The following is a 13,122-nucleotide window of genomic DNA, read 5'->3' on the forward strand; positions in this document are numbered from 1 at the left end:
GGAATGAGCAATGAACAACTTTAATCTCCATACCCCAACACGTATTTTGTTTGGTAAAGGCGCGATTGCTGAACTGCGCGATCAAATTCCTCAGGACGCTCGCGTACTGGTTACCTATGGCGGCGGCAGCGTGAAAAAAACTGGCGTCCTGGCACAGGTTCAGGACGCGCTGAAAGGCCTGGATGTGCTGGAGTTTGGCGGTATCGAGCCAAACCCGTCTTACGAAACGCTGATGAACGCAGTAAAAATCGTGCGTGATGAGAAAGTGACGTTTCTGCTGGCGGTAGGTGGCGGTTCAGTGCTGGACGGCACCAAATTCATCGCGGCAGCGGCACAGTACGCTGATGGCATCGATCCATGGCGCATTCTGGAAACCCACGGCCACGACGTAACAAGCGCCATCCCGATGGGCTCCGTATTAACCCTGCCTGCAACCGGCTCTGAATCTAACTCCGGCGCGGTAATTTCGCGTAAAACCACCGGCGATAAACTGGCCTTTATGACCCCGTTCGTGCAGCCAGTGTTTGCCGTACTGGATCCGGTTTACACCTACACCCTGCCGCCGCGTCAGGTTGCAAACGGCGTTGTGGATGCTTTTGTTCATACCGTGGAACAGTATGTGACTTATCCGGTAGACGGGAAAATTCAGGATCGCTTTGCCGAAGGCATTCTGCTCACGCTGGTAGAAGAAGGTCCGAAAGCCTTGCAGGAGCCGGAAAACTACAACGTGCGTGCGAACGTTATGTGGGCGGCAACCCAGGCGCTGAACGGCCTGATTGGCGCAGGCGTACCGCAGGACTGGGCAACGCATATGCTGGGCCATGAACTGACCGCAATGCACGGTCTGGATCATGCTCAAACGCTGGCCATCGTTCTGCCAGCGCTGTGGAATGAAAAACGTGATACCAAGCGTGCCAAACTGCTGCAATACGCAGAGCGTATCTGGAATATCACCGAAGGTTCCGACGACCAGCGCATCGACGCCGCCATTGCCGCTACCCGCGCTTTCTTCGAACAAATGGGCGTACCCACTCGCCTGTCTGACTATGGCCTGGACGGTAGCTCCATCCCGGCATTGCTGGAAAAACTGGAAGCACACGGTGGTACGCAACTGGGCGAACATCAGGACATTACGCTTGAAGTCAGCCGTCGGATTTACGAAGCTGCCCGCTAAGGTTTTTTAACCTCCGCCTTTCGTTTTTGGGTATTTATACCAGGCTTAAGTCACACCTAACTCACCGGGGGCTGCCCCGGTGAACTCAATTTACACCCAATCATTCATGAGGCATCGAGGCGGCAATTAAGTGAATCCCCGGGAGCGTACATAAGTACGTGACCGGGGTAAACGCAAGCAGCCAACAAAGAGGCAGCCTGAAGGATTAAGTGTGGGGGGGAATTATGACCAGTCCAACCATTATCAAGCTACAGGATGGTAACGTCATGCCACAACTGGGCCTGGGGGTCTGGAAGGCAAGCAACGAAGAAGTCATCACCGCCATTCATAAAGCGCTGGAAGTGGGGTATCGCTCAATTGATACCGCTGCGGCGTACAAAAACGAAGAAGGTGTCGGCAAAGCAATACGCGATGCTGGCGTACCACGGGACGAGTTATTCATCACCACCAAGCTGTGGAATGATGACCAAAAACGCCCCCGGGAAGCCTTGCTCGAAAGCATGGAAAAACTCCAGCTTGATTACCTCGATCTATACCTGATGCACTGGCCGGTTCCGGCGATTGACCACTACGTTGAAGCGTGGGAAAACATGATCGACCTGCAAAAAGAAGGGCTGATTAAGAGCATCGGCGTGTGCAACTTTCAGATCAATCATCTCCAGCGGTTGATGGATGAAACCGGCGTACCTCCGGTGATTAACCAGATCGAACTTCATCCGCTTATGCAACAGCGCCAACTGCATGCCTGGAACGCAACGCATAAAATCCAGACCGAATCCTGGAGCCCGCTGGCGCAGGGCGGCAAAGACGTCTTTGATCAAAAGATCATCCGTGACCTCGCTGAGAAATATGGCAAATCACCGGCGCAGATTGTCATCCGCTGGCATCTGGATAGCGGGCTGGTGGTGATTCCAAAATCGGTCACCCCTGCGCGTATCGCAGAAAACTTTAACGTCTGGGACTTCCGCCTGGATAAAGACGAATTAGGCGAAATCGCGAAACTCGATCAGGGCAAACGTCTGGGGCCAGACCCGGATCAGTTCGGCGGTTAACCCCTTCCTCCAGCCCGACACTCTCGTCGGGCCTTTACTGATTTGAAATATCAGGAAACAATTCACACATATATATTGATGTATTTCTTGCAGTCGCTGGAGCAGCATTACGCAACATAACCTGTTAATTATTAAATAAATATATTTATTTGATGAATATATTCACCATATCTATAGGTGCGTAAACGTGACTGAGAAAAAAAGTAGCGGAGTCAAATGGCTCCCATTAATTCTTATAATATTCATTTCTGCCGGACTGTGGCAGCTTACTCCACCTTCCGGGCTAAGTGCGCCAGCCTGGCATTCGGCAATCATTTTCGTCGCGACTATTGCCTCTATCGTGGCAAAAGTTTTACCCATCGGCGCGGTCGGCATTATTGGGATTACGGTTTTTGCACTCGCCTATGCTGCCGGGGATAAAACCGCCAGCGGCGCTATCACCACGGCACTGAGTGAGCTGAACAGTTCACTTATCTGGCTTATCGTCGTGGCTTTTATGATTGCCCGCGGGTTTATCAAAACCGGCCTCGGACGACGCATTGCGCTGCAGATGATCCGTCTGCTCGGCAAGCGCACGCTGGGACTCGCCTATGGTCTGGCCTTTGCCGATCTGATCCTCTCCCCGGCAATGCCGAGTAATACAGCACGCTGCGGCGGCGTCATCTATCCGATTGCTGACTCTCTGGCACGCAGTTTCCATTCGAACCCGGAAGATGAGTCCCGCAGTAAAATCGGTACCTTTCTTATCACCTGTATTGGCAACGTCAACGACGTCACCGCCGCGCTCTTTATGACCGGCTATACCGGCAACCTGTTGGCGGTGAAGCTGGCGGCCAATGCGGGCGTCACGCTGACCTGGGGCGGCTGGTTTATGGCGGCGCTGCTGCCATGCCTTGTGTCATTACTGCTGGTTCCACTGCTGGTCTACTGGATCGTGCGCCCGGAAATTAAACACACGCCGGATGCCCCTAACCTGGCGCGCAAAGAGCTGGCGGAAATGGGCAGTATGTCTCGCGGCGAATGGCTGATGCTGGCTACCGTCGGCGTGCTGCTGGTGCTGTGGATTTTTGGCGATACGTTAGGTGTCGACGCCACCACTGCCTCGTTCGTGGGACTGTCCATTTTATTGCTAAGCGGCGTTCTGAGCTGGGAAGATGTGAAGAGCGAGAAAGGCGCATGGGACACACTGATTTGGTTTGCCGCGCTGTTGATGATGGCGAACCAGCTGAAAAAACTGGGCTTCACCACCTGGTTTGGCAATCTGATCGGCGATAGCCTGAGCAGTACTATGCACGGTACCAGTTGGGTGATCGTCCTGCTGCTGCTGAACGCCGCCTACTTCTATACCCACTACTTTTTTGCCAGCGGTAATGCACAGATTGCCGCGCTGTACGCCGTTTTCCTTGGTGTCGGTCTGCATCTGAATATTCCCGCAGCCCCCACGGCATTAATGCTGGCCTTCACCAGCAGTTTGTACTGCTCGCTCACCCAGTACACCCATGCTCGCGGTCCAATCCTGTTTGGTGCCGGGTACGTTCCAACGGGCGTCTGGTGGCGTACAGGATTTATCATCAGCTTGTTTAACCAGGCGGTGTTTATCACCGTGGGTCTGATGTGGTGGAAGGTGTTGGGTCTGTACTAAACTGACTGCGTCCTGACGAATCACCTTACCTGCGGAGAAAAGGAATGACCTGTATTTTCTGTCAAATAGTTGAAGGTAAAGCACCCTGCCATAAGGTCTGGGAAGACGAGCATCATCTGGCTTTTCTGTCGATTTTCCCGAACACCGACGGTTTTACCGTGGTGATCCCGAAAAAGCATTATCCCAGCTATGCCTTCGATATGCCGCCGCAGGCACTGGCTGATCTGATGCTGGCGACCCAAAAAGTGGCTAAGAAACTGGATAAGGCTTTCCCGGATGTCAGTCGTACGGGTATGTTCTTCGAAGGTTTCGGCGTAGACCATGTGCACAGCAAATTAAGCCCCATGCATGGCACTGGCGATCTAACCCACTGGAAACCGATTGAAGCGCGGCAGAACAAATTTTTCGAGCAGTATGAAGGATATCTTTCGTCACACGATCATGAACGGGCGGATGATGCAAAACTGGCCGCATTAGCGGCCAGAATTCGTGAAGCATAAATACTGTGTCTCTTTGCCGGATGGCGGTTCAAGCACCTTATCCGGCCTACAAAACTGTTCTATTCGTAGGCCTGATAAGCATTTCACCACCGGGCAAGGCAGATTAGCGCCCTGCCACTTTCCCGCGTTTTTTGTTCGCGGCAGGCGTCTGGCGCTGATGCGCCACCGGTGTGTGCTTGGTCAACGCCGGACGGGTATGACGGTTCTGGCGACGCGCTTCGCGCATCTCTTCCAGCGTAGGCGCCGGGACCAGACATTCGCGACGACCGCCGATCAGATGCTTTTTACCCATATCTTCCAGCGCCTGGCGGATTAACGGCCAGTTGGCTGGATCGTGGTAACGCAGCAGGGCTTTATGTAAACGACGCTGCTTATCACCTTTCGGCACCACCACATCTTCACTCTTATAACCAATTTTACCCAGTGGGTTTTTCCCGGTGTAATACATGGTTGTGGAGTTCGCCAACGGCGATGGATAGAAGTTCTGCACCTGATCCAGACGGAAACGACGTTGCTTCAACCACAACGCCAGATTCACCATATCTTCATCACGCGTACCCGGGTGCGCGGAAATAAAGTACGGGATCAGGTACTGCTCTTTACCCGCTTGCTTAGAGTAGGTATCGAACAATTCCTTAAAGCGATCGTAGCTGCCCATCCCCGGCTTCATCATCTTCGACAACGGGCCTTCTTCGGTATGCTCTGGCGCAATCTTCAGATAGCCGCCAACGTGGTGGGTCGCCAGTTCTTTGATATAGCGCGGATCTTCAACCGCGATGTCATAACGCACGCCCGAAGCGATGAGGATCTTTTTAATGCCTTTCAAATCACGCGCACGACGATAAAGGTTAATCGTCGGTTCGTGGTTGGTGTCCATATGCGGACAGATATCCGGGTAGACGCATGACAGACGACGGCAGGTCTGCTCCGCGCGCGGTGACTTACAGCGCAGCATATACATGTTCGCCGTTGGGCCGCCGAGGTCGGAAATCACGCCGGTAAAGCCTGGAACGGTGTCGCGAATGGCTTCGATTTCATTGATGATCGAGTCTTCAGAGCGGCTCTGGATGATGCGACCTTCGTGCTCGGTGATCGAACAGAACGAACAGCCGCCAAAGCAGCCACGCATAATGTTGATCGAGAAACGGATCATCTCATAGGCCGGAATGCGGCTGTCGCCATACGCCGGATGCGGCACGCGTTTGTACGGCAGCGCAAAGACGCTATCCATCTCTTCGGTAGAGAGCGGAATGGCTGGCGGGTTGATCCAGATGTAGCGATCGCCGTGCTTTTGCATCAGCGCACGCGCGCAGCCTGGGTTGGTTTCGTGGTGCAGGATACGCGACGCATGCGCATACAGCACTTTATCGCCCTTCACTTTTTCGAAGGACGGCAGCAGCACGTAGGTTTTTTCCCACGGTTTCGGGCGCGGCGGCTGTACGGTTACCGCTTTCGCTTCCTGCTTTTTCGGTGCGACCGGCTTGTTGTCAGCACACGGCAGATCTTCACCATACGGATGCGGGATCGGGTCAATCTTACCCGGCGTGTCGAGGCGCGTGGAATCCACCCCACTCCAGCCCGGCAGCGCTTCTTTAACCATAATCGCAGTGTTACGCACGTCGCGGATCTGATCGATGGTTTCGCCCATCGCCAGACGATGCGCCACTTCCACCAGCGGACGTTCGCCGTTGCCGAACATCAGCATGTCGGCTTTGGAATCCACCAGAACAGAGCGACGAACGGTATCGGACCAGTAGTCATAGTGCGCGGTACGGCGCAGGCTGGCCTCAATACCGCCGAGAATAACCGGCACATCTTTCCATGCTTCTTTACAGCGCTGGGTATAGACCAGCGTGGCGCGGTCCGGACGTTTGCCCGCAACGTTGTCCGGTGTGTAGGCATCGTCATGGCGCAGTCGGCGATCGGCGGTGTAACGGTTGATCATCGAGTCCATGTTGCCTGCGGTCACACCAAAGAACAGGTTCGGTTTACCCAAACGCATAAAATCGTCTTTGTTGTTCCACTCCGGCTGGGCGATAATCCCTACGCGAAAGCCTTGTGCTTCCAGCATACGTCCGCAAATTGCCATGCCAAAGCTGGGATGATCGACGTATGCATCGCCGGTAACCAGAATGATGTCGCAGCTATCCCAGCCAAGTTGGTCCATTTCGTCGCGTGACATCGGCAAAAACGGTGCCGGGCCAAAACAGGCAGCCCAGTACTGCGGCCAGGAGAAAAGGTCTCTGTCCGGCTGGATCAGGGATATTGCGCTCATAATGCTTCCAAAAATGGTAAAAAAATAATCAAAGGCCGAGGATTATACGCTGTATGTCGGCAAGAAATGAAGTGGAGTCTGAACCAGACCAGTAGAAAGTTATATAAATTGTTAAATTTTACGACGATCATTTTTATCAATCATAATTAACACCATGCCAGCCAGCTGAGATAACTCTTTTTCGGCGGGGGATTTTTCATTGCGACTCAACGATTCACTGCATATTTCCCAGTTACGGGTTGTTGTTCACCTGTGCGGATTTCTGGTTCTTCTCTACAGCTTTTCTATGCTGCCGCCGATGCTCATCGCTTTGTTAAACAAAGAGCGGAGCTTGTTCGCTTTTTTCAGCACGTTTATGACTTTCTTCACCCTCGGCGGCGGGGCGTGGTTGGCAACCAAACATGCGGGGATTCAACTGCGCACCCGGGATGGTTTCGTCATTATCGTCCTGTTCTGGCTGTTGTTTTCGTTTATCAGCGCGATGCCGATGTGGATGGACGATGGCTTAAACCTCTCTTTTGCGGATGCCCTGTTTGAAGGAGTTTCTGGGATTACCACTACAGGCGCAACGGTGATTGATGACGTCAGCGCCTTGCCGAAGTCGTATCTGTACTATCGGGCTCAGCTCAATTTTATTGGCGGTCTGGGTGTTATCGTCCTCGCCGTGGCGGTATTGCCGCTGCTGGGTATTGGTGGCATGAAGCTGTATCAGTCTGAAATGCCGGGCCCTTTTAAAGAAGAACGCCTCACGCCAAGACTTGCTGATACTGCACGTACGCTGTGGATGACCTATGTCATTCTGGGTCTTATTTGTACTCTGGCCTACTGGGCTGCCGGGATGTCGTTTTTCGACGCCTTATGCCACGGGCTGTCGACGGTCTCTCTCGGCGGATTTTCCACTCGCAGCGAGAGCATCGGCTTTTATAACAGCCATGCCATTGAGCTTGTCGCCGGGATATTTTCACTGCTGTCTGCGTTTAACTTCACCCTCTGGTACGTTGCTATCGTGAAACGTACCTTCAAACCCTTTCGTCGTAATGCCGAATTGCGTTTCTTTTTGCTTATTGCGTTGGTGGTCACTCTGATCGCCACCTGGCAAGTTTGGCGGGCAAGCATGTACGGATTAACGGACAGCCTGGTGCATGCTTTTTTTCTGGCCAGTTCGATGCTGACAGATAATGGCCTGTCGACGGCGGATTACGCGCAGTGGCCTTCGCACACGATCTTCATGCTGCTCAGCGCCAGTTTCTTCGGCGGTTGTGTGGGATCGACCTGCGGGGGGATTAAGGTGCTACGCTTTTTGATTATGTTCAAGCAGTGCCGTCAAGAGTTACACCAGCTCGCGCACCCTCGCGCCCTGCTGAATATCAAAGTGGGCAATAGCGTGGTAAGCGACCGGGTGGTGCGTTCGGTATGGAGCTTTTTCTTTCTCTACGTTTTGTTCACCAGCTTTTTTATCTGGGCGCTCAATCTGATGGGCTACGATCTCTTCTCCTCTTTCGCCACCGTCGCCGCCTGCATCAACAATATGGGGCTGGGATTTGGCGTCACCGCCACGACATTTGGCACCTTAAACGAGGAAGCAAAGCTACTGATGTGCGCGGCCATGATCATGGGGCGTCTGGAGATTTACCCCATTCTGATCCTGTTCTCGCGCATGTTCTGGCGGGCGTAACGAATACCCCGGCGCATTAAGGCGCCGGGTTCACCAACATCTGTCCGATTGAGCCACGATCCGCCATTTCCAGCGTCTGGCTATTAAAGTAGAACGGGAAATGGGCCCAGGAAGGCTGTCCGTAATAAACCAGTAATTCAACCTGGCCATCAACCCAGACAGTATCTTTCCAGCCTCTGTCTTCCGGGAACGGCATCGCGCCATTCACATTACGGATCAGGAACGAAACACCTTCAATATGGAAGGACTGGGGCATATCCGCCCGCACCGTCCAGCGCTCCCAGGAGCCCTGCTGGGCAGTAATATCCATACGATTGACGTCCCACAGCTGACCGTTGATGCCAGGATCGTCGTCCAGGCTGATATCACGGCTGCGAATCGGCGAACCGCTGAGGATTTCCGTTGGCAGCAGGCGCATTGGCAGGCTGTCAGTCACCAGCGGCAGAAGACCTGTCGGGCGCAACGTCAATACCAGCGTGGAGATGAGAATACTGGAGGGCTCAAAGAACCCGCGGATCCTGTCGACAATACTGGCCGCCTCACCACAGGTGATAGAGACCTCATTACCGTTAGTCATATCCACCAGGATCTCACGACGCTCGCCCGGTGCCAGCGAGAGCTGCTTCACCGAAACAGGCGCAGGTAAAAAACCCTGATCGCCGGAAATCACATGCAGCGCACGGCCATCGCTCATTTGCAGCTGGTAACGACGCGAGTTTGAAGCATTCAGCAAACGCAAGCGCACCCAGCCGCGGGAGACTTCGACATACGGGCTTTGCGCCCCGTTGACCAGTAACGTATCGCCAACAAAACCACCGCTACCGGGCTCGCTGTATTCCGGCGTGCCAAAGTTGTCCAGGCGCTTGTCCTGGATAATGATCGGAAAATCATCCACGCCATAGTGGTTTGGAATAGACAGTGACTTACTCACTTCATCTTCAACCAGCCACATCCCGGCAAGACCGTTGTAAACCTGCTGGGCGGTACGATTTGGCGTATTGGCGTGATACCACAACGTGGCGGCATTCTGGCGAATCGGTAGCACCGGCGCCCAGTCAGCATTCGGGGACATCATGCGCGCCGGGCCGCCCATCAGCGGGCCTGGTACCTGCAACCCGGCGACGGTCATCGAGACATTTTCAGTCAGACGGTTGCTGTAGATAAGCTTGACGTCATCCCCTTTCCAGACACGGATTGTCGGTCCCAGATAGCGGCCGTTAATTCCCCATACAGGTGCGCGCGTGCCTTGTGTAAAGGACCAGTGCGCACGTTGCAGCGTCATAAATAGCGGCTGCCCCCGGCGGGATTCCAGCAGCGGAGGCACGGGTAAGGGTTGTTGCTGACCGGCAGCATTAGCCTTCAGCGGAACAGCACCTGCACACAGTGCGATCCCCGATGCCTGAATGAACTGACGCCGACTGAATGACATATAAACTCCATAAAAAACTGGCTATTAACACGCAGGAAGTCATTTCCTGTAAAAAACCCGAATTGCGCGGATTAAACCTTACCGGCGGCTTCCCGCTCAGCAACTTCTTTATCGAGTTCTGCGATTTTTTGTTCCATCAGCGTGCGGCAATGCGCTGCCAGTTCACGAACCTGATCTTTCCCAAAGTGGCTAATATCCACCGGTGGCAACATCTCGACAATTGCCAGACCATTATTGAGTCGATTGAGTTTTATCTTGTTCGAGGTTGTGGAAACGCACACCGGAATGACCGGGACACCAGCAGCAATCGCTGCATGGAACGCGCCGGTTTTAAACGGCAGCAGACCGCGACCGCGGCTACGCGTCCCTTCAGGGAACATCCAGATAGAAATGCGACGTTTTTTGAAATGATTCACCACGGCAGCAATGGTGCTGTGCGCTTTAGCGCGGTTGTTTCTGTCAATCAACAGGTTACCGGTTAACCAGTACAGCTGCCCGAAGAAAGGGATCCACAGCAGGCTTTTTTTACCTACCGTCACCGTCGGCGGCTGAACGATATTCGCAGCGGTAACCATGTCATAGTTGTTCTGATGGTTACAAATATAGATAGCATTACCATAGTTCTGCGCGTCTGCCGGCATGCGGCACTCGACCTTCAGGCCATAAAGGGGAGCCAGGCGGCCAAACATATGGCCGAACGTTGCAACGTGTTTTGGATTTCGTGGGCTGAACAGACAGTATATGCAACCGAAAATACAGACCAGAACGCAGTAAATAACAGTAATAATTAAACGAAAAATATATAGCATAACAACCTCTAAGGCCTAAGAGCCTGGCATTTTACGTCACCTGATTCATCACGCGGTATCAGGTTAGGGCTTTGTTAAGGGCGGCTCTCTGGAAAAGCGTATTGTTAATCGCAACGCACGAATAAACAACGGTTTCACGGGAATTTTTAACGTTGGCTCTCCCTGGGCTTTAACAGGGAGAGCCGGACGGTAGCGTTATTCTTCGCTGTCGCCGTGACTGGCGCGTCGAGGCGAGTCAATCTCAATGCTGTCGATACGCTGCAGACCACGCATTAGCGTGCCGCGACGGCCGCGCTCTCCGGTCACTTTCTGCAACTCTTCAGGACGCAGTTTGATTTTGCGCTTACCGACGTGGATGGTCAGCGTGCTCTGCGGCGGCAGCACGTAAAGTTGCGCCAGGCCATCCTCGCCTTTCGCCGCTTCCGCTGAAGGGATATTAATGATCTTGTTCCCTTTGCCTTTCGACAACTGCGGTAAATCGCTCACCGGGAACATCAACATGCGGCCAGCCTGAGTAATAGCCAGTAGCATGTCGGTTTCATCTTCAATCACCACCGGCTGCATCACGCGCGCATTTTCTGGCAGCGTAATCAATGCCTTACCCGCACGGTTACGTGCGACCAGGTCATTGAAGGTACAGACAAAACCGTAGCCCGCATCGGAGGCCATCAGCAGTTTTTGATCGTCGCCTTCCATCAGCATGTGCTCAACCGTCGCGCCTGGCGGCAGCGTGAGCTTCCCGGTCAGCGGTTCACCCTGACCGCGCGCCGACGGCAGCGTAATCGGGTCGATGGCATAGCTGCGTCCGGTCGAGTCCACGAACACCACCGGCTGGTTGCTCTTACCCTTCACTGCCGACTTAAAGCTGTCGCCCGCTTTATAGCTTAATCCTGGCGCATCGATGTCATGGCCTTTGGCGCTACGCACCCAGCCACTCTGGGACAACACAATCGTCACCGGCTCAGATGGCAGCATGTCGTGCTCGCTCATCGCCTTCGCTTCTTCGCGCTCCTGCAACGGAGAACGACGATCGTCGCCATAGGCGTCTGCATCGGCCTGCAGCTCTTTCTTCAGCAGGTTACTCATTTTACGTTCTGAAGCCAGTATGGCCTGCAACTGATCGCGCTCTTTCGCCAGCTCATCCTGCTCACCGCGGATTTTCATTTCTTCGAGTTTGGCAAGGTGGCGCAATTTCAGCTCAAGGATGGCTTCAGCCTGGGTTTCAGAAATGCCAAACCGCGACATCAGCTCAGGTTTAGGTTCATCTTCATGACGAATAATTTCGATGACTTCGTCAATGTTGAGGAACGCCACCAGCAAACCTTCAAGGATGTGCAGGCGCTTGAGCACTTTTTCCAGACGATAATTCAGGCGGCGACGCACGGTATCGCGGCGGAACGCCAGCCATTCGGTGAGGATCTCCAGCAGGTTTTTCACCGCTGGACGACCATCAAGACCGATCATGTTCAGGTTGATACGGTAGCTTTTTTCGAGATCGGTAGTGGCAAACAGGTGGTTCATCACCTGCTCCATATCCACACGATTAGAGCGCGGGACAATCACCAGACGGGTCGGGTTTTCGTGATCCGATTCGTCGCGCAGGTCGTCTACCATCGGCAGCTTTTTATTGCGCATTTGAGCAGCGATCTGCTCCAGCACTTTTGCCCCGGAAACCTGATGCGGCAGCGCGGAAATCACCACCGCGCCGTCTTCTTTCGTCCATACCGCACGCATACGCACGGAGCCGCGTCCATTCTCGTAAATCTTACGAATTTCCGCGCGCGAAGTAATAATTTCCGCTTCGGTCGGGTAATCCGGCCCTTGCACGATATCCAGCAACTGATCCAGCGTCGTTTTCGGCTGCTCAATCAGGGTAATCGCTGCTTTTGCCACTTCACGCAGGTTATGTGGCGGAATGTCCGTTGCCATACCAACGGCAATACCGGTCGTGCCGTTCAGCAGAATATTTGGTAGACGAGCAGGCAGCATCTTCGGCTCCTGCATGGTGCCGTCGAAGTTTGGCACCCAGTCCGACGTTCCCTGACCGAGTTCGCCCAGCAGGACTTCCGCATATTTAGACAGGCGTGATTCGGTATAACGCATCGCCGCGAAGGATTTCGGATCGTCCGGTGCCCCCCAGTTCCCCTGCCCGTCAACCAGCGGGTAACGGTAAGAGAACGGCTGCGCCATCAGCACCATCGCTTCATAGCAGGCGCTGTCGCCGTGCGGATGGTATTTACCCAGCACGTCACCGACGGTACGGGCGGATTTTTTAAATTTGGCGCTGGCATTCAGCCCCAGTTCGGACATCGCGTATACGATGCGACGCTGAACGGGTTTCAAACCATCGCCAATAAACGGCAACGCCCTGTCCATGATGACGTACATGGAATAGTTCAGATAGGCGTTTTCCGTGAATTCATGCAGCGCCAGGCGCTCTGCCATATCGCTCATTAATCGTGGTTCCTCAACTTTGTACCCCTCTATTGAAGGGCAATATTGCCGCAGATACTACCCTATCTGGCGTGTTGAGTCACAAAGAAAAGGGCCGCGAATGCGGCCCTGA

The 13,122-nt window shown here is 53.8% G+C and carries 9 protein-coding genes; 5 read left to right on the forward strand and 4 right to left on the reverse strand.

The window, feature by feature from the left end; translation table 11 throughout:
• Positions 1–10: 10 nt before the first annotated feature.
• From yqhD to OGY08_RS12985, 4 genes are all read left to right on the forward strand, one after another.
• A complete protein-coding gene (yqhD, locus tag OGY08_RS12970) occupies positions 11–1,174 on the forward strand; it encodes an alcohol dehydrogenase (RefSeq protein ID WP_125362894.1) in 1,164 nt (387 codons plus the stop codon).
• A gap of 224 nt (positions 1,175–1,398) precedes the next feature.
• Positions 1,399–2,226 (forward strand): 2,5-didehydrogluconate reductase DkgA, encoded by an 828-nt coding sequence (gene dkgA, locus OGY08_RS12975; RefSeq protein ID WP_032945014.1) that lies wholly within the window; start codon positions 1,399–1,401, stop codon positions 2,224–2,226.
• A gap of 187 nt (positions 2,227–2,413) precedes the next feature.
• Positions 2,414–3,868 (forward strand): DASS family sodium-coupled anion symporter, encoded by a 1,455-nt coding sequence (locus OGY08_RS12980; protein WP_003828381.1) that lies wholly within the window; start codon positions 2,414–2,416, stop codon positions 3,866–3,868.
• A 44-nt stretch (positions 3,869–3,912) separates the two neighbouring features.
• Positions 3,913–4,368 carry an HIT family protein gene (locus OGY08_RS12985; protein WP_008785817.1) on the forward strand — a complete coding sequence of 152 codons (456 nt, stop codon included), beginning with the start codon at positions 3,913–3,915 and terminating at the stop codon, positions 4,366–4,368.
• A gap of 103 nt (positions 4,369–4,471) precedes the next feature.
• Here the strand turns inward: OGY08_RS12985 and OGY08_RS12990 are convergent, their stop codons facing one another.
• Positions 4,472–6,643, reverse strand: coding sequence for a YgiQ family radical SAM protein (locus OGY08_RS12990; RefSeq protein ID WP_003024532.1), 2,172 nt, complete (start codon positions 6,641–6,643; stop codon positions 4,472–4,474).
• 199 nt (positions 6,644–6,842) lie between these two features.
• Between OGY08_RS12990 and OGY08_RS12995 the strand changes: the two genes are divergently transcribed.
• On the forward strand, positions 6,843–8,318 hold the full coding sequence (locus tag OGY08_RS12995; RefSeq protein ID WP_125362893.1) for a TrkH family potassium uptake protein: 1,476 nt from the start codon (positions 6,843–6,845) through the stop codon (positions 8,316–8,318).
• Positions 8,319–8,334: 16 nt separating this feature from the next.
• Here the strand turns inward: OGY08_RS12995 and ftsP are convergent, their stop codons facing one another.
• From ftsP to parC, 3 genes are all read right to left on the reverse strand, one after another.
• On the reverse strand, positions 8,335–9,747 hold the full coding sequence (gene ftsP / locus OGY08_RS13000) for a cell division protein FtsP (RefSeq protein WP_060683227.1): 1,413 nt from the start codon (positions 9,745–9,747) through the stop codon (positions 8,335–8,337).
• Positions 9,748–9,818: 71 nt separating this feature from the next.
• The gene (gene plsC / locus OGY08_RS13005) at positions 9,819–10,556 is read right to left on the reverse strand and encodes a 1-acylglycerol-3-phosphate O-acyltransferase (RefSeq protein WP_003024540.1); all 738 of its coding nucleotides are present in this window, start codon (positions 10,554–10,556) and stop codon (positions 9,819–9,821) included.
• 195 nt (positions 10,557–10,751) lie between these two features.
• On the reverse strand, positions 10,752–13,010 hold the full coding sequence (gene parC, locus OGY08_RS13010; RefSeq protein WP_003828391.1) for a DNA topoisomerase IV subunit A: 2,259 nt from the start codon (positions 13,008–13,010) through the stop codon (positions 10,752–10,754).
• Between the last annotated feature and the right edge of the window lie 112 nt (positions 13,011–13,122).

The organism is Citrobacter sp. Cpo069 (assembly GCF_030332785.1).
GTDB lineage: Bacteria > Pseudomonadota > Gammaproteobacteria > Enterobacterales > Enterobacteriaceae > Citrobacter > Citrobacter portucalensis.